Genomic DNA, 21324 nt, shown 5'->3' with positions numbered 1-21324 from the left:
CTAGACATGGCAACCGAAATTCTCATGCCCGCCCTTTCGCCTACCATGGAGGAAGGCACGCTGGCCAAATGGCTGGTCAAGGAAGGCGACACCGTATCGTCCGGAGACATCATGGCCGAGATCGAAACCGACAAGGCCACGATGGAGTTCGAAGCCGTCGATGAAGGCATCGTCGGCAAAATCCTGATCGCTGAAGGCACCGAAGGGGTCAAGGTCAACACCCCCATCGCAATCCTGGTCGAAGAAGGTGAAGACGCCTCTGCCCTGCCCGCGGCTGCTCCTGTAGCCGCTGCGGTAGCCGAGGCCGCCCCAGCGGCGGTTGAGGCCCCCGCACCCGTCGCAGCGGCCCCCGCAGCTCCGGCGGTGGACTTGTCGCCCGACTGGCCTGCGGATGCCGAGATGAAATCTGAAACCGTTCGCGAAGCATTGCGCGACGCGATGGCCGAGGAAATGCGCGGCGACGAAGACGTCTACCTGATGGGTGAAGAAGTCGCCGAATATCAGGGCGCGTATAAAATCTCCCAAGGTCTGCTGGACGAATTCGGCGCCAAGCGCGTGATCGACACCCCGATCACCGAGCACGGTTTCGCCGGTATCGCGGTTGGATCGGCCTTTGGTGGCCTGAAACCGATTGTCGAGTTCATGACCTTCAACTTCGCCATGCAGGCGATTGACCAAATCATCAACTCTGCCGCCAAGACGCTCTATATGTCCGGTGGCCAGATGGGTTGCCCGATCGTGTTCCGGGGCCCCAACGGTGCCGCCGCGCGCGTGGCAGCCCAGCACTCGCAGGACTACGCGGCGTGGTACATGCAGATCCCGGGCCTGAAAGTCGTCATGCCCTACTCGGCTGCGGATGCCAAAGGCCTACTGAAATCAGCGATCCGCGACCCCAACCCGGTGGTCTTCCTGGAAAACGAAATCCTCTACGGTCGCTCCTTTGACATGCCGCAGGTGGATGACCTGACCATCCCACTGGGCAAGGCCCGCATCTGGCGCGAAGGCTCGGATGTAACGATCGTCAGCTTTGGCATCGGCATGCAATACGCGCTCGAAGCCGCAGACAAATTGGCCGAAGAAGGCATCAGCGCCGAAGTGATCGACCTGCGTACCATCCGTCCAATGGACACTGGCGCGATCATCAACTCGGTGATGAAAACCAACCGTCTGGTGACTGTCGAAGAAGGCTGGCCGCAAGGCTCGGTCGGCAGTTACATCAGCTCGGTCGTGATGCAGGAAGCGTTCGACTATCTCGACGCGCCGGTCATCAACTGCACCGGCAAGGATGTTCCGATGCCCTATGCCGCGAACCTGGAAAAACTAGCGCTGATCACCACGGAAGAGGTGATCGCGGCAGTCAAGCAGGTGACCTACCGGTAATGGAGATCAGGGGCCGCGATCCAGCAACCGAATGCTACCGCGTCGAGGTCAATCTCGACGACCGGACCGTGCGGGCGCTTGTGCCTGAACGGCTAGCGGCGGATATGCGGTTGATCGGCGCGCGCCCTTCTCACCAGACGGCCTATGTCTGGATGGCTGAAAACAAAGATAAAATCGAGGCTGCGATTGCGACGCTCGCACGCGGCACCGGGCGCCCAAGGGCGCCCTTTGACCAAATTACTTTGATTGAGGAGCGCTGAGATGCCCACCGAAATCCTGATGCCCGCCCTGTCCCCAACAATGGAGGAAGGCACGCTTGCTAAATGGCTCGTCAAAGAAGGCGACACAGTCTCCTCCGGTGATCTGCTGGCCGAGATCGAAACCGACAAGGCCACGATGGAATTTGAGGCCGTTGACGAAGGCGTCGTCGGCAAGATTCTGATTGCCGAAGGCACCGAAGGGGTCAAGGTCAACACTGCCATCGCAGTTCTGCTGGAAGAGGGCGAAAGCGCCGATGATATCGCGGCCACGCCTGCCGCAGCTCCCGCGGCTGCACCAGCCGCCGCGGGCAACGAGGCTGCCGCGCCAGCGGCACCCGAGGCGCCCGCCCCTGCCCCTGCCACGGCTGCGCCTGCCAAGGCCGACGGTGGACGCATCTTTGCCTCGCCACTGGCCCGTCGTATTGCCGCGCAAAAAGGCCTCGACCTCACGCAGATTGCCGGTTCGGGTCCACATGGCCGCATCGTCAAGGCAGATGTCGAAGGTGCAACAGCATCCGCGCCCGCCCCGGCGGCTGCCGCCGCTGCACCAGCACCTGCCGCTGCTCCGCCCGGCCCGTCAGCCGACATGGTCGTTCGGATGTACGAGGGACGCGAATACGAAGAAATTCAACTCGACGGCATGCGCAAGACCATCGCCGCACGTCTGTCCGAGGCGAAGCAGACAATCCCGCACTTCTACTTGCGCCGGGATATCAAGCTGGATGCACTGCTGAAATTCCGCAGCCAGCTGAACAAGCAACTCGAAGGCCGGGGTGTGAAACTCAGCGTCAACGACTTTATCATCAAAGCCGTCGCCAACGCGCTACAGCAGGTTCCCGAATGCAATGCCGTCTGGGCGGGCGACCGTGTTCTGCAACTGAAGCCCTCGGACGTTGCTGTTGCAGTCGCGATTGAAGGCGGGTTGTTCACGCCGGTTCTACAGGACGCCGACACCAAGTCGCTTTCCGCGCTCTCGACCGAGATGAAAGACCTCGCCGGTCGCGCCCGCGAACGCAAGCTGGCCCCGCATGAGTATCAGGGCGGCACTTTCGCTGTCTCGAACCTCGGCATGTTCGGCATCGACAACTTCGACGCCATCGTGAACCCGCCACACGCAGGCATTCTCGCAGTCGGCACCGGGCTCAAGAAACCCGTCGTCGGAGATGACGGGGAACTGACGGTCGCGACCGTCATGTCCGTCACCATGTCAGTCGATCACCGGGTCATCGACGGCGCGCTTGGCGCTCAGCTGCTGCAAGCCATCGTCGACAATCTGGAAAACCCGATGGTTATGCTGGCCTAAGCCTATCATTACACGCACAAAAAAGGCCGCCTCGATCCACGAGGCGGCCTTTTTCGTCTATTAACTATTAATTACTGGTCTTTCCCCAGCATATGATCCATCGAGATCGACGGCTGATCGCACCCGGCCTCGCCCACGATCTTGGCGGGAATACCAGCAACGGTCGTGCACGCCGGAACCTCTTGCAGAACCACCGAACCAGCGGCGATACGGCTGCAATGGCCGACCTCGATATTACCCAGCACCTTGGCGCCCGCGCCGATCAGAACGCCGTCACCAATGGTGGGATGGCGCTGTTCTTCTTCTTTGCCGGTCCCGCCCAGCGTCACCGAATGCAGCATCGACACATTGTCACCCACAACCGCAGTCTCACCGATCACGATGGAATGCGCATGGTCGATCATGATGCCTTTCCCAATGCGGGCCGCAGGATGGATATCGATCCCGAATATCTCGGATGAGCGCATCTGAAAGAAATAAGCCAGATCATGCCGCCCCTTCTTCCATAACCAATGCGCCACACGATAGGCCTGCATTGCCTGATACCCTTTGAAATAAAGGATCGGTTGCAACAGGCGATGGCACGCCGGATCACGCTCATACACGGCCATCAGGTCGGCGCGCGCGGCTTCGATCAGTGATTTGTCATCGGCATAGGCCTCATCCACGATCTCGCGCAGCACCATCATCGACATTTCGTTCGAACACAGCTTGGCCGAGATACGATAGGATAATGCCCTTTCCAGGCTGCGATGGTGCAGGATACAGGCATGCACCAACCCACCCATCAAGGGCTCTTTTTCAACTGCGGCGTGGGCCTCAGAAGTGATGCGATCCCAAACAGGGTCCACAGGTGTCACTCGGCTGCGCGTTTCAAACATGGCTTTTCATCCTTTGCTGCGCTTAGAATAGCCATCTAGTCGTAAAAATGCCAAACGCAAACCCTTGATATGCATTACAACAAAAAATGAACTCGGCCGATCTTGAACATTTCCGACAACTTATCAGCCAGCGGCTAAGCGATCTCGAGGCACAATCAGCCGCCGGACAGGATGCGCAATCCGTTGTGGAACTGGATCAACAGGCAGTGGGTCGGCTCAGCCGAATGGACGCCCTGCAAAATCAGGCCATGGCCAAGGCTCAGCAAGCCCGGCGCGACACCGAAGTGCATCGGCTTCAGGCCGCTCTGATCCGAATGGATGAAGGCGAATTCGGCTATTGCGAGGACTGCGGCGAGGAAATTGCACGCGGACGGCTGGAATTGGACCTCGCCGCTTCAAAATGCGTCAGCTGCGCCTCTGGCTAGTCTGAAACCGGATCAATTTTCGCAGAACCATCTCGAAACACTGACAATAATCTAGATCGTCGAATCTCGGCTCATCTGCCAGAGGTCGGCTGCGCGCAGCCGCCATAAGTGAGCCATTTCCGTAAATAGGATGCAGCCGCCCGGTTCGGACGACATGCTGATCTGCTGTCTCTGCCTCAGTTATCATAAGCGTACTGAGCCGGTCACGCTCGGGCAGCGGCACGGCCAATAAGGCCCGCGCCGCCGCGCTGATGTCTCCATGCAGAACCGGCTTCACTGTACGCCGACCGAAAGGCGCGCAAACGCGCCGGGCCCATAGGTCGCTGAAACCTGCGCGACTGCAATGTCGTAAGGTCCAGACACCCCGTCATCTGCTTTCATTGCGGTAGAATACTGCCACGCTGGACTGCTCACGACCGTTTCACGCACCAACGCTCCGTCGGCGAAGACCCGGATCAAGTAGGATTCGCTTTCTTCCCCCAAAGGCACATCCAGCGCACCCCAATCGTCGCCATCAATCCGTGTCCGGCGCACCCATGAGATGTCATCGCCAGCGGCAGACCCAGCGAATCGCAAATGCGCAGGCGCATAAGGTCTTAGTCCGTTGCCATCAAACGCTTCGACCAGATGCACATAGGCCGGATCCTCATAGCCGCGGGTTGCAGGACCGATGCGATAATGCTTTGCCACGCGTCGTTCCGTGCGCAGCAATCCGGTCTGATAGACACGTTCATCCAGCAGCACAAAGGTGGATCCTTCAGGCCAGACATCAGGTATCAGGGCATCTGTCCCCAGCTGCCCGCGCAATCGGCCAGACAGGTCGTAGATGCCAGTCTCCTGCAAGGTCGCATCCGAGAACTGAAACACTTCCCAATTGCCCGGCGTCCCATCTCCGATGGCGGCCAGATTTGCCCCGCTTAAGAGCGCCGAGCGGGGACGAGACTCCAGCACGCCATCAATCAGATTGACCCGCAGCGCCGCCCCTTCATCCCAAAGCCCAGCGCCAGCGCGTCGCAAAGGCGTTTCAGTGAACCCGATCACCGCCTGCCCCGCGATCACCTGATGCAGCGTATAGTCCTCATCCTGAGCGGCCGAATAGACAGCCACGTTACCGGGCCACGGCTCGGCCGAGATTGCCAGATAGGGCGCGTGCGGCGCTTCCGACCCGGTGATCAATGGCAGGTCCAGGAACACCGGCAGAACCGGCACCGGAGCGATGAACGGCTTGGCCGCCGCCACATCATCCAGCACATCAGAAGGCGTATAAACTTCGGGTTCGATGCGTACCGCATCCGCCAACTGCATCTCGGCCTGTTCCAACCGGTCGATCCGATAAAGGGCTCCGTCCCCGGCATCCGGCAGACGCACCACATCCCCGGCCCCGACATTCAACAGCGATGGCGGCAGAGCAAAGCGCGCCGTATCTCTCGAAATGCGAGATTCGCTCAGCCAGCGCTCGACCGTTTGCCGCCCCTCAGCGCGGGTCATTGACAGGGGCATTTCGTTGACCGCAACCGCATGAGTTCTGTCGTCCGGCAAAACAGCCTCTTCCGCGACCACATCATGGTCCGCATCCGACTGGACGAACCGCAGACGCACACGCCCGGTCATCTCGGCCTCAGCCTCGCGGCGATGTTCTACTGACCCGTCGATATCCGCGCTGATGGCGATCTGCTCGGGATCAATGTCAACGGCCCGACGCCCATCGCGGGTTCGGAACTTCAGAACCCCGTCCCGCTCGATCGCATCGAACCCATAGCGCAGCATCAGCGGCTGCAAGGCCTGCCGAGCGTTCATTACGTCCTCAACCGCGTAACCGCGCACTACACCGTAGAGCTCGGACACATCAATCGCCGTCACCCCCGCCGCATGGCAAATCTCAGTCACGACCGAGGCCAAAGTCCGCGACCCGGATCGCCCGTTCAGCCAATGCCCACGCGCATAGTTATCTCCATCCGACCATTGCGACCGCAGGTTCGGGAAGGTTGGAAACGGACGCGCATCCCAGGCCCAGACAAAGGCGTTCGACATGTCCACCATCGGACCGTCATAGATGTCCGAGACCGGGTTGATTTCAGGATCACCCCAATAGCCAAGGATGGCCCGGAGGTACTGAACCAAAATAAAGTCGTCCCGCACACCATTGGAATAATTCGGCAAATCCGATTCCGATGATTTCGGGTCAAGAAACTTGTTCGGCTGGTTGGTCCCCTTGTCGATGGCCGCGCAGCCCAGTTCGGTGAACCACATCGGCTTGGCCTCCGGCACCCAATCCGTTGGGATTTCCTGCCGTACGCCCCCGATCCGCTCATGATGTCGGTTGGCCCACCAGTTACGAACATCCTTGTACCGCCAAACCCATGGTTCGCCATGCGCCTCATCCGTGATCGGGCTGCGTATCTGCGCTTCAGCTTCCTCGGGCGAGGCATAGTACCAATCATACCCCTCGCCGCCTTCGATATTGCCGCGCAGATAGTCCAGATCGTAGATCGACCCGTTCGACGCCTCGGCATCCAGATGCGAGGCGCCATCCCGCCAATCAGACAGTGGCATGTAATTATCGATACCGACGAAATCTATGTTCTCATCGGCCCAAAGCGGATCGAGGTGAAAATACCGGTCTCCGCTGCCGTCTTGCGGCTGATATCCGAAATACTCGGTCCAGTCAGCGGCGTAGCCGATCTTGGTCTCCGGCCCCAAAATCACGCGCACGTCTGCCGCCAGAGACCGCAGCTCCTCAACCGCCGCAAAGCCCGACGCGCCCCGGATTTGCGTCAGCCCGCGCATTTCCGAGCCGATACAGAACGACTCAACGCCGCCCGCCGCCTTACACAAGGCCGCGTAATGCAGAATGAACCGCCGCAAGCCCCATTCACCGGGGCCGCTGTAGGCCACGTTCCCGTTGCCGACGGTAAAGTGCGAAGCCCGCGCCGTGCCAAAGAACGCCACCACCTGCGCATCCGCACCTGCGGTCTGATCGGGTGAGCCCGGCCGGCCCGGAGCAACATCCAGCGTAATCCGCCCTCGCCATGGCAAATGCGGCTGATCCGGCGCATCCGACCAGGGATCGGGCAGGCCGTTGCCCTCGGACTGCTCCATCAGAATGAACGGGTAAAACATGACCCGTTTGCCTTGTGCTTTCAGGTGCTGGATCGCCTGCACGACCGCCCTATCCGCCGGCGTGCCGCCATAGACCGGGCGACCATCCTCCCATTTCACCTGCCCAGCCGCTGCGCGGGACAGACCCGAAACGCTCCAGGGCATGTTTGCGCCTTCGATATTCTTGCGCTCAACTTTGGGGCGGATCTGGCATTCCCCGCAGCGCAAATCATCACCGAACCACGACACAATCAATGAGGCCGCCTCGCATCCCGGCAATTCGCGGCTCAGCGCGCGGGTCGAGGTCACAAGATCGGACTTGCCCGACGGCGAATTGACATTCGCTGCCCAACTGCGCCCCCGGCCCTTAGTGTAATTGACCTGTGACGCCGCCAGCGCGTACTCGCCCGTCCCCGGCATCAAGGCCACACCCTTGACGGCCCGAGACAGTGCATCTTCGGCATCCGGCAATCCGTCCTGTTCCTGCCGCACCACCTCGAACGAAAACTGCGGCACCCGGTTGCCAAAGGGGCCCAGCGCCAGATCTTCGATCACCACATAGGCCGTGCCGCGATAGGCAGGCACTGTTCCTGCCCCTTCGACCGCTTCGATTAGTGGATCGGGCAGTTGCTCATGATCCCCGTGATAGATCCGCATGTTCAGCGTTCTACGCTCAACCTCTTCGCCATCGGCCCAAACGCGCGTGACATCCGCAACCTCGCCTGCGCCGACAGCAATCGCCAGTGATGCCGAATAGCTGTAGCTATGGGTCGTCGTAGTCGTCGTCACTTCGACGGGCTTCGGCTTGCCTTTGCCGCCACCGCCACCACCCGAAGTTTGGGTCGAGGTCGAAGTCGAGCGGGTTTCCAGAAAGTCCGAGGCCCAGATGACCTGCCCGCCAACCCGCATGCGGCCAAACACCGTTGCAATTGGCGCGCCTTCACCGGTTTCGGTCAGGCGAAAGCGATCCAGACGGCCGGTCTCAACCACCTCGCTGCCGCCGCCCATCACGGATTGGCTTGCCATCAGGCGGTTATCGATAACCCGGCCCAACGTCGCGCCTACAGCGCGCCCAATCACCGCCGTCGACAGACCCGCAACCGAGCCCCCGATCGAGCCCCCAATTGCCGCCCCGGCGGCAGACAGAACTATTGTAGCCATCAGAGGTCCTCCAGCGGGAATTCAAAGCAAGCGACAACGCGGCGACGCCACGGCTCGCTCAGCGTGTTTTCAACAACCCCATGCCCAGTATAGGCGTGGATGAACCGCGTCGGGTCATGGGCACTCACAATACCCAGATGTTTGGCGACCGCCGCATCCCGCATCCGAAACAGCAGCACATCGCCCAAGGCCATCTCCTCGGGTGATTTCTCGATCAGATGACGACGGGCGGCGGCCCACATGCGTTCCTCACCCTGCGGCTCGGACCAGTCCATGCTGTAGACCGGCACCGCTTCGGGCTCATGCCCCACTGCAGCGCGCCAAACACCCCGCAGCAGGCCCAGGCAATCCGCACCCGCGCCACGCACCGAGGCCTGATGCACATAAGGCGTACCCAGCCATCCGCGTGCCTCGTCCACGATGTCTTGTTTTGTCCGCATCACCGTCTGCTCCCCCCTCTGTGCTGACTGCTGCGCTTGGGTACGGCCATGACCCAATCTTCATGCGGCAAATCCGGGAAACCCTGAAAGTTCAGCATGTTGTTGAATTTCAACTGGCACGTGGTCATGCGCTTGTCGCACCCGGCAGTCAGCTGAACCCGGTCGCCGACCGCCAATCCGCTGCCGATCGTTGACCACACCGTGACATCCCGCCCATCTCGAACCGGTTCATCCAGCTTGATCGACGCCCAGAGGCCCTGCGCCGCCCCGTCCAGCACATCCAGCCTGCCGCGCTCGAACCATCCTGCGTCAGAACTTTCTGCGCCTCGCAAACGCAACGCCGCACCATCCAATGAGGCAATTACGGCCTCGGCACGATAGCCCGGTGTCTCAAGGGCAAACCGGCAGTCGTTATCGCCCAGCACAGCCGTACAGGGCTTCTGATAAATCCGCCCCAAAGGCCGGTTCAGCAGATCGGTTAACCCGCGCAGTTCCGCATGAAACGCCCCGCCCGCGCGCCGCAACTCGCCAATCGAGCCGCGAAACTGCAGCACCCTCTGCTCTGGATCGGCCCAGTTGACCAGCCAGGCCCGCACCTCGGCCCCATCAAAGCGCCCCGCCTCGATATCCTCTTCCCGGACCGAGGCATCAGACAGCGCGCCCATCGCCTCGGAATTGTCGATCGACAAGCCCGTCGCTTGCTCAATCGCCGCGGCCGTCAAACCGGTGCTGGCCTTGAAGACAAGATCGTCAAAGCGCAGCTCCATATCGTGATCCGTGAAGCCATAGACCTGTCCATCGCTGCGCGTGATGGCCCAGCAACGGCAGGTGGTGGTCAGCCCGCTTTGTAAATGCGCCTGCAGCGCCTGTTTGTCCCCGCTCATTAGACCCGTACCTCGACCACCGGCACATTTGGCACGTCACCGGCCTGAAAGCTGGCCACGCTGGTCTGGATCTTGTCGGTGTCGAACCGAACCGGAACGTCGAACTCAAACCCGGCTGTAATCTCGACCTGCTCAGGCGGCGGGGCCGAGAGCATCACGCGCCCGGTCGCCAGATCAACCTCGAAATCCACACCCTCACGCTGCGCGTCCTGATCCAGCCCCAGTGTCACAGTGCCCAGTACCGGCTTCAGGATCGGCCTCACATAGCTGAACCCGCCCGAGCTGTAGGTCTTGATCAGCTGAAAATCGGTCGTCTCACCATCGCCCCGCGCGATCACCTGATCGCCCTTGTCGACCTCAGCCGTTGCTGCGCCCGACTTGAAATCCGACCAGTCCTTCCAGCGAAACCCGAACATCTGGCCCTGCCGCGCCTCAAAGAACGAGATCAACGTCTCGACATCGTCCAGCGACCGCATCCCCAGACCCGCATCATAGCGTCTGCGCGAATGCGCCCAGGGCGTGTTGCGTTCCTCAAACCCATTCGCCAGCGTCACAATATCCGTGCGCCGCTCTGGCCCGCCAACTGAACCGAAACTCAGGCTGGCAGGAAATCTCACCTCATGGAAATTCATCACCTGCTCCCTTTATCTGTTGCGATTGCCACGGCCCAAGGCGCGGCTCATCTGCGCGGCGATCTGACCCTGCGAGCGGCGGAATCCCTGCACATCGGGTGTGGAGATATTCATCACCACATTCACCGCCCGGCCCCCGCCTTGTGTCCGCACGCCCAGCTTGCCATCCGCGCCGCGCGCCAGCGGCATGATCGCCTCGGGACCAGCCTCACCCATTAACCCGGTGCCACCACGCATCGGGAACATGGTCGGGCTGCTGACGATGCCACCATTGGCAAACGGCATCACCCGGCCCTGGGAAAAACTGCCGCCATCGGCAAACGGCAAAATGCCCTGCACCAGACTGCCAACCCCGTTGGCAAGCATCCCGCCAAAGTGATCCGTCACCGGCTTGATTGCCGCCGAATAGGCCGTGCGGATCATCGAGTTCTTCAGCACATCCAGCGCGCCCGACAGGTTCATTCCGTCCAGCACCACGCCATCAAACGCCTTGCGCAACCCGCCCGACATGCCACGCTCCAACGTGGCCACATCTTTGCCAGTCTCTTCAAACGCCGCCCTGATCCGCCGCATCTGGCCATCAAACGCTGATGCCATTGTCGCGGCGTCGCCCAACGCATCACCCAGCGCCTCTCCCCGCTCCTGCAGGTCGTCAAAACCTTCACGATCCGTCATCACGCTCTCCTTGTGTCTTGTCCGGATAGGCCGCCAGCAGCGCATCCAGCCCCGCCCGGTTCATCGCAGGCATCCCCGCGCCCTGCCCCAGCATCAGCCGCAGCTCGACCGGGGTCAGACGCCAAAACTGATCCGGCGTCAGGCGCAGGCCGAGAAACCCGGCCCGCATCAGCACGGGCCAGTCGAACCCGCTCACTCGGGCACCATGAAGGCCCGCGCCAGCAACTCGGCTGCCGCCTTGGCCCCCGCCATCGGCCCGCCCGCGATCTCGGCGTGCAGCAGATCATCGCGGGTGACCTCGGCCCCACCGCCGCGCAACCCAGCGACCAGCAACGCCAGCACATCCCCGCTGGAATAAGCCCCGCCTTCAAACCGCTGCACCAGCTCGACCAAAGACCCGGCCTGCAGCTCTTGTTCCAATTCCGCCAAAGCACCCAACGTCAGCTTGAGCACCCGCTGCTCCCCATCGATGGTCAGCGCCACCTCGCCCGTCCACGGATTGGCCATCAGAGCGCCGTAAAGCTCAGCGCACCGGCACTTGCCATGCTCATCTCATAGGTCGCCTCGCCGTTATGCGAGCCCGCATATTCGATACTGCTCACCTGAAACGGCCCTTCGACGATGCCAAAATCAGGGATGATCACCTGAAACCCAGGCGTCTCACCGTCAAAGAACAGCTGACGCGCACGCTCATCCGTGCCTTCATCCTTGAATACGCCCGAGCCCGAGATCGAGGCCGATTTGACCCCCGCCCCCGACAGCAGCTCACGCCACCCGCCCTGGCTTTCCAGGCTGGTGACATCCACGCTTTCCGCGTTGAAACTGATCCGCGTGGCGCGCAGCCCCGCGATGGTCTCGAACAGGCCGGTGCCGTTCATATCCACTTTGACCAACAGGTCTTTTCCGTTCTGGGCAGCCATATGCTCTCTCCGTTGATTGCTTAGTCGTCTTCCACGCGGGCGCGGAATCTCAGATCGATCTGGCGGATTGCACCGCCGGTTCCCGTGCGCCGGGCGCTAGCGCGTTCAAACCACAGCCCCACCAGATGGCCTCGGTCCAATGTCAACGCCACGTCTTCCAGCGCGTCACACACGGCCCCCGCCAGCGTCTTGGCCGCGCCAAACCCTGCCGCCTCGGACACCACCGAGACCGTGAACCGATGCACCGCGCCTGCGCCCGATCGGTCCGACGCGTCGCGCACCTCTTCCGGGCCAAGTGCCACGTAAGTTTGCGGCAACACTCCCGAAGGCACCGCGTCATAGATCGCACCACCCGAATGGGTGCTGACCTGCGCATCGCCCGCCAATTGTTGAAACACCGCCGCCTGCAAAGCGGCTGCAACGCCATAGCTCATGCCGCCACCTCTTCATCTGCAAAACAGGTCAGGTACTGGCCGCGCAGATCGCGCTCGGCCACTGCACGAATGACAAACCGGCGCGCGCCCTCAACAAATCGCTGATCAGGCGTGGGCCGCATAGATGATCCCTCGGGTGCGCCCCGGACTACGATCCGATAGCCAACCCGCGACACCGAGGCACCACCGACCGCGCGTTCCGCCCCGCTACGTGCCGTCACCTCGGCCCAAAGCGCGCCCAGCGCAGCCCATGTCTCGGTATAGCCGCCCGCGCCGTCCGCGCTGCGCACCGGGGCCTCCAGCACCAGCTTTCGGTTCAACCGCGGCGCGCTCATTGCGTCACCCCTGCGCCGAAGCGCACTGTTCGATAACGCTGGATCAGACTGGTGACACCAAATGGCATGCACCACGCGCCCAGCGCCGTCTCATCGCGATATTCGTAATAATGCGCCGCCAACAGCAGCACGGCCTGGCCCAGATCAGCGGGCAATCCGCCCCAATCCGCAGCCATTCCAGCCGTGAAAACAATCTTAGCCGAACCACCGGTCTGCACCTTGGGCAAACACGAGCCCGTCGAACGCAATCGAGGGCGCTGTGCATCGCGCTCCAACCGGAAGGTCGCTGCATCCAACGCGGTCTCGGCCCCAGCCGCATCCGTCAGCGTAACAGCTCCAATTGCACCCACCGGTGCCACTGGCAGCACCTCGCCCGCCGGGTCGCGCCAGCCGTTCAAGCTCCAGGAAAAATCGCGCTCGATCAGCACCTTGCCAGTCCGCGCCTCGATCGCCGCAAGGGCCGCGCGCAGAAAACTCTTCAGCACCTCATCTTGTACATCATCCTCAGCAAAGCCCGTGCCCAGCCTCAGATGCGCCTTGAACTGATCCACCGGCAGCGCCGCATCCGCGATGGCGGTTTCTTCGATCAACATCATCCATTTACTCCGCAATCTCGGACCCCTCCGGGGCCGTAACTTCAGGAATTGACGGGCACGCGCCGCCCCACGTTGCTCGGACGGAGGGGAGCAGCTAGACAACGCGGGGGATCTCACCCCGGCCCGCGCCCGCCGCCCGAGGGGCCTTGCAGCCCCCCGGATCCGCCACCGCTTAGGCGATGCCGAATTTCAGCAGTTTGATCGCAGCAAAATCGCTCACATCACCGCCCACACGCTTGGTCGCGTAGAACAGGACATGCGGCTTGGCGCTGAACGGATCGCGCAGCACACGCAGGTCAGAACGCTCGGCAATGGTGTAGCCCGACTGGAAATCACCAAAGGCAATCGAGTAGCTGTCGGTCGCTGCATCCGGCATATCCTCGGCGATCAGCACCGGATAGCCCATCAGACGCGCAGGCTCACCCGCCGCCAGGCCATCCGACCACAGGAAGCGGCCATCGCTATCCTTCAGCTTGCGGATCAGACCCGCGGTTTTCGAGTTCATTACGAAAGTGCCGTTCACCCGGTACTGCGCGCCCAGCGCATAAACCACATCCACAATCGCATCGGCATCAACGCCGCCATCGACGCCGGTCGCGATATAGCCCAGGCTGTCCCAATCCCAGCTGTCATTCTCCATCGTGCGGTGGGTTAGAATACCCTTGGGCTTGTCGACACCGTCGCCATTGATAAACGCCGCTGCCTCGGCGCGGGCGAACTTGTCGGCGATGCGACCGGCCAACCAGCCTTCGACGTCGAACGCGCTGTCATCCAGTAGGCGTTGCGAGGCCTTGGGCAGCGCGCTCAGCTCGTGCAGCGGGATCGAGATACGGTCAATCGACGGCGTACCAGTTTCCGCAGTCGCAGAGTTTTCATCCGCCCAGCCCGCACCCACATCAGTATGGTCGATCAGCACGTCGAACGAGTTCGCCTCGACATTCACCACCGACGCAATAGACCGGATCGAAGCGGTCGAATTCAGTACCGATTTGATCGCCTCAGCGGTCTGCGGATCGACCAGAAATCCGCCATCACTGTTCACCGCCGTCGACAGAGATTTCGATTCCATCTCAAGCCCGCGCAGCCCGTCATCCTCGCCCGAACGCACATAGGCATCAAACGCCTTCTGATGCGGGGCTCCGTCTTCGATCGATGCCGCAAGATGCGGACGCGCCGCGATGGTTGATTTACGATCCAGCATGGTCAGTCGCTCTTCTGTCTGTTGCAGTTTTGTTTTAACTTCGGCCTTGAGGCCCTTGAATTCATTCACGAAGCCAGCCATCGCCTGCTTCACCTCCTGAACCAGGGGCGCACCCTCTCCGGTCAAGGCCGGGGTTTCGGTCTTGCTCATCAGCACTTCCTTTTTGGGGGGTTGAGGCGCTAGGTCCGCGCCAGCTCCTGCCGGGCGTTTTGGAACACCTCGGCAATACTGCGCCAGGTGTTTTCAGCGTCAGGCTCAACACCTTTCGCCGCCACCCGCGCACTGGGCAGCATCGGGAACGTCACCAACGACACCTCCCACAGCTCCAGTTCCGTCAGGACCCGCTGGCCCTTGTCATTCTTCACGGCCCGTTTGGTGCGATAGCCAATTGACAGGCCATCCATCGCGCCCGCCCGGATCAACTCCGCCGCCTCACGGCCCTTTTGTGTGGACTCCAGCAGACGCCCCTTGACCCACAGGCCGGTGTCGTCCTCGCGCACTTCATCCCAGACGCCGATGGGCTGCGCCGGATCATGCTGCCACAGCATCTTGACCCGCTGACCCGCTTTGGCGAGTCCCGCGAGCGATCCCTGATACGCGCCGCGCTGCACCACATCGGCGCCCTGATCGACCTGCTCAAACAGGCTGGCATACCCTTCGATCACCGCGTCGTCTGAGACTCGCAGCCCGTCTCCGAACCGTGCGAATTTATGTTCCAAATTCATGAACTTCTCCATGTAACCCACTGACATTATGGCGTTACCGCAAGGAATGATTGAAACGCCTGCGCCAAAATCACCGCCGCCACGCCATAGACCGTCAGCCACAACCGCTTCTCCAGCCGCTCCATCATCTCTTCGATCTGATCCAGACGCCTGCACAAGTGCGCATGCTGGATCTCGGCCACCCGCTCATGTGCGGCCAGACGCAAACCCGGCGCGCAGTCGAACGGAGGATACCCGTCACCCATCGCCACGCTCCGGCAGCCCCAGCAACGCGCGTTTCTCGGCATCCGTCAGGAACTCAGCCCCGCTCACCCGCGCCCATTGCGCATCGCGTTCCGCAGACAGCGCGGGCACCTGATCCAGATCCGGCTTCAGCACCAAATCCTCACCCGAGAACCCCGCCAGCCACTCTGACACCGCCGCCGCCACCCGCGTCACCAGAGGCAGCACGGTCAGGCGATAAAACGCCCGGTTGGCCTCCTGATAGTTCGAATAGGTCGCGTCGCCCTGGATCCCCAGCAGCATCGGCGGGACCCCAAAGGCCAGCGCGATCTCGCGGGCGGCGGCTTCCTTGGTCTTTTGAAACTCCATATCGGAGGGCGAGAACCCCATCGGCTTCCAATCCAGCCCCCCTTCCAGAACCATCGGCCGACCTGCATTGCGCGCCCCGCGATAATTCTGCTCGATCTCGTCCGACAAACGCCGGAACTGATCCTCGGCCATCACCCCATGGCCATCGCCCTTCCACACCAGCGCCCCCGAAGGCCGCGCCGCATTATCCAGCAGCGATTTCGACCAGCGAGACGCGCTGTTATGCACATCAATCGCCATCGCCGCCGCCTGCATCGGCGAAAACCCATAGTGATCGTCCTGAGGGTGGAACGACTTGATATGACAGATATTTTCCGCCGCAAACCGATGCTTTTTCCCGCCGACCGCATAGTCATAGGCCTTGGGCCAGCCATCCGCCCCCGGCACCACGCTCATCCGGTCGGATCGCAACACATGCAGTTCGACCGGCAGGCCTTCCTCGGCGCGTACGGCTTCGACGTAAGCATTGCCCGACAGCAACAACTGCCCGAACAAGGCCTCCATCAACTCCGCCCGCCCCTGCGCCGCATTCGGACGGCGCATGAGGGACAAGATCGGATGGGTATCAAACCTCTGCGCCTGATCCTGCAACACCAGCGGCAAAGCCGCCGCCGCCTCGGCAATCAGCTTGACGGAGCGGAACCCCACCGGGTTCCCCGAAAACCCCGTCCGCGTCAACGACACCGCGTCCCGAGGGCTCCACGCCACGCGCCCACCCGTCTGCCACGCCACCACAGGTCCCGCCGCGCTCGCCTTCGCCTCAGGTGCCTCGCCAGCCGATCCACGACGCAAGAAATCGAATACCATCTGTGCTCCTTTCTGCCGCCGCTCTGCCCGGCTTGTTGAAAGGAGTTATGACGGAAAGAAGTTTAGGCCTTGGGAACAGGGCGTACGGGGGGTGGGCAACGCGAGGGCTTCACCAACCACTCAGGGTTTCCTGCCACTCACAATATAGGCAGATGCCTGAAATACGACCTCACCATCGGCAGTGCGGAACGCTTCTAGCGCATCGTCAGCACAGGCTAAGACACTCGCGATTTTCTCTTCGCTCAGATGAATGTCAAAGAGTGGAAGCCAGCCGCGCAAATCAGCCTCAACCATCGTCCGGGCGTTCGGAAAACGTGCCGGTTCAGTGTCGGTCACCACCTCAATGTCCAAAAATCCAGCCTTTTCATAGATCGAAACAACCTCAGCAGCATTCCCAAGTGAATATGGCAATCTCAGTGCATTCCCCGCCGCGGTGCTGATCTCGGTCTCTAAGAGCTTGATAATGGCGTGATAGGCCGGATTGTGATCCAGATCGTTCCAGACCGCTATGGCCAGCGCGCCGCCCGGCCTGAGGATGCGATGCATTTCCTGTGCTGCCGCATCACGGTCCCGAAAAAACATCATCCCGAACTGTGAAAGCACGGCATCATAAGCCTCGTTTTCTAAACCAGTATCCTCCGCGCCGGCCAAAACCCAGTCAATGCGTGGCTCAACCTCACGCGCAGCCGCGATCATTCCGGGCGCGGGGTCAAGCCCGGTTACATGGCCTGAATCGCCGACCACCGATAGGATATGACGTGCCAAAACGCCGCTGCCGCAAGCAACATCCAGAACTGATTGTCCAGATTGAACTTTGGCGCACTTCACCAAATGCGGGGGCCATGGCGCAAACAGCGCTGGAACAAAGTGGTTCTCATATCCGCGCCCCGCGTCCAATTCCTCTTGCGAAACTGAATCATCCATAGTGTCACTCCGGGTCGGTTTTCATAAGTCCCCGACAGCTGCGAGCTTACACTTTCTCTCGATTCGAAACGAGGTCAGCGACCGTTTGGCCCTTCGTTGCTCGGATCGCTCTACAAACTCTGCACCCTCGGCGGGCGATACGCCCCGCAGACCCGCCATACCTCACGCACCGACCAGACCATCGTGTCGAGCCGGTCGGGCAAACCCCATCCAGCATGTTCTATTGCAAGAGTCGCGGCACACTCGACCTTTAACCCAATTCCTTCGCAATCGCCGCCAAGTTCTTGTGATTTCGTGCCACGGCAATTGTCTGCGTTTCACATGCCCCCACGTGTGCTTCAAATAGAAGAGGCCACCCGATGACTGAAAACGAACCTGCGCCGACCGGACACCCCGATGCGCACAATAATGAACCTACTGCTGCCGACAAACACGTCTACGAGGTGTTTGCCTCCAATGTAGTCGTTCTTGTGCAGCTGCTTGATGACTACAAAACAATGATGTCACCGGATGTCTACGAAAGGTTGTTTTCGTCGCTTCTGGCCCTGTCTCGTTTGCTCGGCGAATACGAGGATAGTTGGAGTCAAAACCAACCAACATCCAGAACCTGATCGCGCCAGCGGTCTATCAACCCTAATGGTCCTCACAAACTCCGCACCCTCGGCCGCCGATACGCCCCCGCAGGCCCCACAACCAACTCATGCAGCGCCCAGACCAAAGCATCAACCCGGTCGGGCGAGCCCTGCCCCTCGAACCCGCGTGCGGTCATCTGGCACATCTGCTCCTCCAGCGCGTCCAGCCCGGCCACATGGCGCACCCGCCCCTGTTCGTATAAGGCCGCCACAGGTTCAGCCCGCGCGACCTTGCCGCGTGAGGCCCTCACCGCGCGATATGGGACCAGAGGGTCCACCTGCCGCACGACCTCTTCCACCAACTGCCCGCCCTGATTGACCTCGGCCACCAGCCGTTCGGCCCCGAACTCGTCCATCGCGTCAATCGCCGCCTTGGCCCAGCCCGCCGGGCCAACGCCCTGCACCGTCCGGTCGGCCAGCACAAAGGCGCGCCACTCCTCCGGCGGCCCCTGAACCTGCGCGCCCACAACCACGATCCCGCAAGCATCCGCATCCGCCCCCGACGTCACAGCCGGGTCCAGCGCCACGACGATACGATCCAACGCTGGCGCCTGCGCACAGCGCGCCGCCTCCAGCATCGAACCCGTCCACAGTGCTCCTTCGGCATCCGACAGTAGCACCCCGTCCAACTCCTGCCGCCCCAGCCACGTGCCTGCATAGCGCGCGCGTACCTCTTCCAAAAAGGAACCCGCCAGATTGGCCCGGTTCGCCTCGGTCGGTGCATGGGTCTGCACCGTAGATGGTGACGCCAGCAAATCTTTCAAAACCTTCACATTGCGCGGCGTCGTGGTCACACAGACCCGAGGCCGATCCCCCAAGCGCAGCGCAAATTGCAACATATCCCAGGTCTCGCCCGCCTTCTTCCACTTGGCCAGTTCATCCACCCAGGCCGCATCAAACTGTGGGCCACGCAGCCCCTCGGGATCATGCGCTGAAAACGCCTGCGCCTCGGCCCCGTTGGGCCAGACCAGCTTGCGTTCGGATGCCTTCCACACAGGCCGCCGATCCGGCGGTGAACACTGCAATATCCCACTATCCCCAAAGATCATCACATCGCGCACCTGATCAAAGGTCTCACCGACCAAAGCCACGCGACTAGCCTCACCCTTGTCCAACGGCAAAGACCCCTCGACCACCGACCGCACCCATTCGGCCCCGGCCCGAGTTTTGCCAGCCCCGCGCCCGCCCATGATCACCCAGGACCGCCAATCCCCTTCAGGCGGCAACTGATGCGGCAGCGCCCAGAACTCGAACAGGAAAGGGAGGGCACACAGCCCCCCCTCCCCGATCTCACTCAGAAATCTGTCCTGCACCGCAGCAGGCGCGGAGGCGAGCCAGCCTGCACCCGATCTCAGATCGTGCCCGATCAAGGTCGAGCGCATAGCCCCCTTGGGCAATTCCGGCTTGTCTGTGATGTTGTTCGACAAAGCTTGTCTCCACTTTCTGGCAACTGCGGATCAGCCCCTCTAGCTGACCCAGTTGCTTGCCTGTTCCGGCAAGGTCTGCATCCTCCCCGGCACCGATCTGTTTTCGCAGTTCTTCCGCTGCTTGGCGCAGATCGCGAATGGATCGCTCAAGCGACTGCAATAAATCAGCCGTCTGAGAAATCCGCTCTTCCGGGGTAATCAAAGTCATGTTTGCCTGTGACCTCATGCGTGAGTTTTTCCGCACGAGAGAAACGAAAAACGGCCACCGGGTCACCCCGGGGCCGCTGCCCACTTCTTCTAGCATGACACAATGCGTACCAATAATAGCGCGCAAAGTCAATATGTTACGCAACATTCCCGCAACACCCAGCGTTCGGTTCGTTAACGATCAGCCCCGCATGACCTCCAAAAACGCAGCACTCACGATCAGTGTCGCACCCAGTGCCTCCCGCACCCCAAACGGCTCGCCCGAGAAGAGCGCAGCTGAGATCAGGCCAACCACAACTTCGCTCATCAGCAGCAGACCCACGCGTGCGGGCGTCAGCTTGGTCGCGGGCCAAATCGTCAGAAAGAACATCGGCAATGTGTACAGAACAGACAGCAAAGCCAACGGACCGATGCGCACCACCATATCGCCGATCATCTCCGAAGATGCCAATCCGCCGCCGAATGGAAGGCTCAGCAAAGACAGCACCAGTGCGCCCGATATAAAGGCAAAGACCTGCCCCGAAACAGAAATGCCGGACGCCCGATAAAGCCCCAGCGAGCCCATTGCCCATGTGATCCCCGAGATCAAAGCCAGCCAATCGCCAGTATTGCGAGGCCAGGGAATCCCCTGCTCTTCGCCAAGCACAATGAACATGCCACCCAAACCGCACAGCAAGCCCAACAGGCGCGCAGGGCTCAGGCGCTCACCCAGAAACACCATCCCAAGGATCGTTCCCCAGACCGGTGTCAGATAAAACAACAGGATTGATCGGACGACATCCGTGTAAACCAGGCTGATGGTAAACAGGCTGAACGCGGCTCCGGTGAACATCCCGCTGAGGATGAGCCCGCGCCAGTCTTTCAAAAGCGCGTGCCGTTCGCGCATCAGAAACGGCGTCAGCACGATCAGCGCGGCGGTATACATCACGATCCCCGGCCAGGGACCGTCCAGCCCCTGATCGACGAAATACCGAACCGGAATCCAGTACAGCCCCCACATCATCCCGCCGATGACAAGGGCGATGCTGGCGGTCCTTAAATCCGCCCCCTGTAATGCTCTGAATGTCATGGTACGACTCATAAAACCCTCCGAACCGTATCTGGCAAACGCGCAACCTCCGCAAGCTCTGGCCCGACACGGCGCTTGACAATCGCGACCGCAAGGCGCATGTGCCGCTCAAACACAGCGCTGAAGCGTGAGCATTGGCGGGTCCACCCCGCCCCCACAGCGCCCGATTCACCCATAGTTCCCCATCACGCAGGGTTCTTGACGCGACGACCGGATGATGCAGGACCCGCCTGCGCGTCCCGAGGTCTCGCATAACCCTGTTGGTTGCGGATGCGGCCTATCACGACTTGCCCGTGGGCCATTGCCTCGGGCTGCA

The 21324-nt window shown here is 61.3% G+C and carries 26 protein-coding genes; 5 read left to right on the top strand and 21 right to left on the bottom strand.

Annotated elements, in window-relative coordinates:
• The first annotated feature begins 6 nt into the window (after positions 1-6).
• The 3 genes from ACR0NN_RS13795 to ACR0NN_RS13785 are packed head-to-tail and all read left to right on the top strand — an operon-like array spanning position 7 to position 2943.
• Entirely contained in the window at positions 7-1380 is a 1374-nt protein-coding gene (locus ACR0NN_RS13795; RefSeq protein WP_170724155.1) for a pyruvate dehydrogenase complex E1 component subunit beta, read from the top strand.
• The gene (locus tag ACR0NN_RS13790; protein WP_170724153.1) at positions 1380-1640 is read left to right on the top strand and encodes a hypothetical protein; all 261 of its coding nucleotides are present in this window, start codon (positions 1380-1382) and stop codon (positions 1638-1640) included. The genes ACR0NN_RS13795 and ACR0NN_RS13790 overlap by 1 nt, the downstream gene beginning before the upstream one ends.
• 1 nt (position 1641) lies before the next feature.
• Positions 1642-2943, top strand: coding sequence for a pyruvate dehydrogenase complex dihydrolipoamide acetyltransferase (locus ACR0NN_RS13785; RefSeq protein WP_170724138.1), 1302 nt, complete (start codon positions 1642-1644; stop codon positions 2941-2943).
• Positions 2944-3014: 71 nt separating this feature from the next.
• Here ACR0NN_RS13785 and cysE read toward each other — a convergent pair whose 3' ends face one another.
• Positions 3015-3824, bottom strand: a complete 810-nt coding sequence (gene cysE / locus ACR0NN_RS13780; RefSeq protein ID WP_170686147.1) for a serine O-acetyltransferase — start codon at positions 3822-3824, stop codon at positions 3015-3017.
• Between the two features lie 86 nt (positions 3825-3910).
• Here cysE and ACR0NN_RS13775 point away from each other — a divergent pair, with 86 nt between their 5' ends.
• Complete coding sequence (locus tag ACR0NN_RS13775) at positions 3911-4249, top strand: TraR/DksA C4-type zinc finger protein (protein WP_170686148.1); 339 nt, start codon at positions 3911-3913, stop codon at positions 4247-4249.
• On the opposite strand, the gene ACR0NN_RS13770 is transcribed toward ACR0NN_RS13775, so the two are convergent.
• The 17 genes from ACR0NN_RS13770 to ACR0NN_RS13690 all read right to left on the bottom strand — a co-directional run bounded on the left by ACR0NN_RS13770 (position 4230) and on the right by ACR0NN_RS13690 (position 17673).
• Positions 4230-4526: a DUF7742 family protein gene (locus ACR0NN_RS13770; RefSeq protein WP_480684888.1), complete on the bottom strand. Its 297-nt coding sequence runs from the start codon at positions 4524-4526 to the stop codon at positions 4230-4232. The two genes, ACR0NN_RS13775 and ACR0NN_RS13770, sit on opposite strands and share 20 nt — an antisense overlap.
• A complete protein-coding gene (locus tag ACR0NN_RS13765; RefSeq protein ID WP_170724135.1) occupies positions 4523-8509 on the bottom strand; it encodes a baseplate multidomain protein megatron in 3987 nt (1328 codons plus the stop codon). The genes ACR0NN_RS13770 and ACR0NN_RS13765 overlap by 4 nt, the downstream gene beginning before the upstream one ends.
• Positions 8509-8949 carry an NlpC/P60 family protein gene (locus ACR0NN_RS13760; protein ID WP_170724126.1) on the bottom strand — a complete coding sequence of 147 codons (441 nt, stop codon included), beginning with the start codon at positions 8947-8949 and terminating at the stop codon, positions 8509-8511. Before ACR0NN_RS13760 ends, ACR0NN_RS13765 begins: the two co-directional genes overlap by 1 nt.
• Positions 8949-9833, bottom strand: a complete 885-nt coding sequence (locus ACR0NN_RS13755) for a baseplate hub domain-containing protein (RefSeq protein ID WP_170724123.1) — start codon at positions 9831-9833, stop codon at positions 8949-8951. Before ACR0NN_RS13755 ends, ACR0NN_RS13760 begins: the two co-directional genes overlap by 1 nt.
• Entirely contained in the window at positions 9833-10465 is a 633-nt protein-coding gene (locus ACR0NN_RS13750) for a DUF2460 domain-containing protein (protein ID WP_170724121.1), read from the bottom strand. Before ACR0NN_RS13750 ends, ACR0NN_RS13755 begins: the two co-directional genes overlap by 1 nt.
• Before the next feature lie 12 nt (positions 10466-10477).
• Positions 10478-11140 carry a phage tail tape measure protein gene (locus ACR0NN_RS13745; RefSeq protein WP_170724087.1) on the bottom strand — a complete coding sequence of 221 codons (663 nt, stop codon included), beginning with the start codon at positions 11138-11140 and terminating at the stop codon, positions 10478-10480.
• A complete protein-coding gene (locus ACR0NN_RS13740; protein ID WP_170724079.1) occupies positions 11127-11336 on the bottom strand; it encodes a rcc01693 family protein in 210 nt (69 codons plus the stop codon). Before ACR0NN_RS13740 ends, ACR0NN_RS13745 begins: the two co-directional genes overlap by 14 nt.
• Complete coding sequence (locus ACR0NN_RS13735) at positions 11333-11647, bottom strand: gene transfer agent family protein (protein ID WP_170724073.1); 315 nt, start codon at positions 11645-11647, stop codon at positions 11333-11335. The genes ACR0NN_RS13740 and ACR0NN_RS13735 overlap by 4 nt, the downstream gene beginning before the upstream one ends.
• Complete coding sequence (locus ACR0NN_RS13730) at positions 11647-12060, bottom strand: phage major tail protein, TP901-1 family (RefSeq protein ID WP_170374021.1); 414 nt, start codon at positions 12058-12060, stop codon at positions 11647-11649. Before ACR0NN_RS13730 ends, ACR0NN_RS13735 begins: the two co-directional genes overlap by 1 nt.
• A gap of 20 nt (positions 12061-12080) precedes the next feature.
• Positions 12081-12494, bottom strand: coding sequence for a DUF3168 domain-containing protein (locus tag ACR0NN_RS13725; RefSeq protein WP_170724071.1), 414 nt, complete (start codon positions 12492-12494; stop codon positions 12081-12083).
• Positions 12491-12829: a phage head closure protein gene (locus ACR0NN_RS13720; RefSeq protein WP_170724055.1), complete on the bottom strand. Its 339-nt coding sequence runs from the start codon at positions 12827-12829 to the stop codon at positions 12491-12493. Before ACR0NN_RS13720 ends, ACR0NN_RS13725 begins: the two co-directional genes overlap by 4 nt.
• Positions 12826-13425, bottom strand: coding sequence for a head-tail connector protein (locus tag ACR0NN_RS13715; protein WP_480684883.1), 600 nt, complete (start codon positions 13423-13425; stop codon positions 12826-12828). Before ACR0NN_RS13715 ends, ACR0NN_RS13720 begins: the two co-directional genes overlap by 4 nt.
• 172 nt (positions 13426-13597) lie before the next feature.
• Entirely contained in the window at positions 13598-14776 is a 1179-nt protein-coding gene (locus ACR0NN_RS13710) for a phage major capsid protein (RefSeq protein ID WP_170724053.1), read from the bottom strand.
• Positions 14777-14805: 29 nt separating this feature from the next.
• On the bottom strand, positions 14806-15351 hold the full coding sequence (locus ACR0NN_RS13705) for an HK97 family phage prohead protease (protein WP_480684881.1): 546 nt from the start codon (positions 15349-15351) through the stop codon (positions 14806-14808).
• Between the two features lie 26 nt (positions 15352-15377).
• Complete coding sequence (locus ACR0NN_RS13700) at positions 15378-15596, bottom strand: GTA head formation protein, RCAP_rcc01685 family (RefSeq protein ID WP_170724052.1); 219 nt, start codon at positions 15594-15596, stop codon at positions 15378-15380.
• Complete coding sequence (locus ACR0NN_RS13695; RefSeq protein ID WP_170724051.1) at positions 15589-16749, bottom strand: phage portal protein; 1161 nt, start codon at positions 16747-16749, stop codon at positions 15589-15591. Before ACR0NN_RS13695 ends, ACR0NN_RS13700 begins: the two co-directional genes overlap by 8 nt.
• 120 nt (positions 16750-16869) lie before the next feature.
• Positions 16870-17673: a methyltransferase domain-containing protein gene (locus ACR0NN_RS13690; protein WP_170724050.1), complete on the bottom strand. Its 804-nt coding sequence runs from the start codon at positions 17671-17673 to the stop codon at positions 16870-16872.
• 359 nt (positions 17674-18032) lie between these two features.
• Between ACR0NN_RS13690 and ACR0NN_RS13685 the strand changes: the two genes are divergently transcribed.
• On the top strand, positions 18033-18284 hold the full coding sequence (locus ACR0NN_RS13685; RefSeq protein ID WP_170724049.1) for a hypothetical protein: 252 nt from the start codon (positions 18033-18035) through the stop codon (positions 18282-18284).
• A 32-nt stretch (positions 18285-18316) separates the two neighbouring features.
• Here the strand turns inward: ACR0NN_RS13685 and ACR0NN_RS13680 are convergent, their stop codons facing one another.
• From ACR0NN_RS13680 to ACR0NN_RS13670, 3 genes are all read right to left on the bottom strand, one after another.
• On the bottom strand, positions 18317-19687 hold the full coding sequence (locus ACR0NN_RS13680) for a DNA-packaging protein (protein WP_480684879.1): 1371 nt from the start codon (positions 19685-19687) through the stop codon (positions 18317-18319).
• Positions 19596-19940: a hypothetical protein gene (locus tag ACR0NN_RS13675; protein ID WP_039536221.1), complete on the bottom strand. Its 345-nt coding sequence runs from the start codon at positions 19938-19940 to the stop codon at positions 19596-19598. Before ACR0NN_RS13675 ends, ACR0NN_RS13680 begins: the two co-directional genes overlap by 92 nt.
• 180 nt (positions 19941-20120) lie before the next feature.
• A complete protein-coding gene (locus tag ACR0NN_RS13670) occupies positions 20121-21020 on the bottom strand; it encodes a DMT family transporter (protein WP_170724048.1) in 900 nt (299 codons plus the stop codon).
• Positions 21021-21324 lie beyond the last annotated feature (304 nt).

This window comes from Ruegeria sp. BA2, from assembly GCF_056539605.1.
Note: the sequence above shows the minus strand (reverse complement) of the source record. Positions and strands in the feature narration are given on the sequence as shown.

Coding starts and splice junctions, on each gene's coding strand:
- ACR0NN_RS13795 (WP_170724155.1), top strand. CDS start 7: ATGGCAACCGAAATTCTCATGCCCGCCCTTTCGCCTACCATGGAGGAA.
- ACR0NN_RS13790 (WP_170724153.1), top strand. CDS start 1,380: ATGGAGATCAGGGGCCGCGATCCAGCAACCGAATGCTACCGCGTCGAG.
- ACR0NN_RS13785 (WP_170724138.1), top strand. CDS start 1,642: ATGCCCACCGAAATCCTGATGCCCGCCCTGTCCCCAACAATGGAGGAA.
- cysE (WP_170686147.1), bottom strand. CDS start 3,824: ATGTTTGAAACGCGCAGCCGAGTGACACCTGTGGACCCTGTTTGGGAT.
- ACR0NN_RS13775 (WP_170686148.1), top strand. CDS start 3,911: ATGAACTCGGCCGATCTTGAACATTTCCGACAACTTATCAGCCAGCGG.
- ACR0NN_RS13765 (WP_170724135.1), bottom strand. CDS start 8,509: ATGGCTACAATAGTTCTGTCTGCCGCCGGGGCGGCAATTGGGGGCTCG.
- ACR0NN_RS13760 (WP_170724126.1), bottom strand. CDS start 8,949: ATGCGGACAAAACAAGACATCGTGGACGAGGCACGCGGATGGCTGGGT.
- ACR0NN_RS13755 (WP_170724123.1), bottom strand. CDS start 9,833: ATGAGCGGGGACAAACAGGCGCTGCAGGCGCATTTACAAAGCGGGCTG.
- ACR0NN_RS13750 (WP_170724121.1), bottom strand. CDS start 10,465: ATGAATTTCCATGAGGTGAGATTTCCTGCCAGCCTGAGTTTCGGTTCA.
- ACR0NN_RS13745 (WP_170724087.1), bottom strand. CDS start 11,140: ATGACGGATCGTGAAGGTTTTGACGACCTGCAGGAGCGGGGAGAGGCG.
- ACR0NN_RS13735 (WP_170724073.1), bottom strand. CDS start 11,647: ATGGCCAATCCGTGGACGGGCGAGGTGGCGCTGACCATCGATGGGGAG.
- ACR0NN_RS13730 (WP_170374021.1), bottom strand. CDS start 12,060: ATGGCTGCCCAGAACGGAAAAGACCTGTTGGTCAAAGTGGATATGAAC.
- ACR0NN_RS13725 (WP_170724071.1), bottom strand. CDS start 12,494: ATGAGCTATGGCGTTGCAGCCGCTTTGCAGGCGGCGGTGTTTCAACAA.
- ACR0NN_RS13720 (WP_170724055.1), bottom strand. CDS start 12,829: ATGAGCGCGCCGCGGTTGAACCGAAAGCTGGTGCTGGAGGCCCCGGTG.
- ACR0NN_RS13715 (WP_480684883.1), bottom strand. CDS start 13,425: ATGATGTTGATCGAAGAAACCGCCATCGCGGATGCGGCGCTGCCGGTG.
- ACR0NN_RS13710 (WP_170724053.1), bottom strand. CDS start 14,776: ATGAGCAAGACCGAAACCCCGGCCTTGACCGGAGAGGGTGCGCCCCTG.
- ACR0NN_RS13705 (WP_480684881.1), bottom strand. CDS start 15,351: ATGAATTTGGAACATAAATTCGCACGGTTCGGAGACGGGCTGCGAGTC.
- ACR0NN_RS13700 (WP_170724052.1), bottom strand. CDS start 15,596: ATGGGTGACGGGTATCCTCCGTTCGACTGCGCGCCGGGTTTGCGTCTG.
- ACR0NN_RS13695 (WP_170724051.1), bottom strand. CDS start 16,749: ATGGTATTCGATTTCTTGCGTCGTGGATCGGCTGGCGAGGCACCTGAG.
- ACR0NN_RS13690 (WP_170724050.1), bottom strand. CDS start 17,673: ATGGATGATTCAGTTTCGCAAGAGGAATTGGACGCGGGGCGCGGATAT.
- ACR0NN_RS13685 (WP_170724049.1), top strand. CDS start 18,033: ATGACTGAAAACGAACCTGCGCCGACCGGACACCCCGATGCGCACAAT.
- ACR0NN_RS13680 (WP_480684879.1), bottom strand. CDS start 19,687: ATGCGCTCGACCTTGATCGGGCACGATCTGAGATCGGGTGCAGGCTGG.
- ACR0NN_RS13675 (WP_039536221.1), bottom strand. CDS start 19,940: ATGACTTTGATTACCCCGGAAGAGCGGATTTCTCAGACGGCTGATTTA.
- ACR0NN_RS13670 (WP_170724048.1), bottom strand. CDS start 21,020: ATGAGTCGTACCATGACATTCAGAGCATTACAGGGGGCGGATTTAAGG.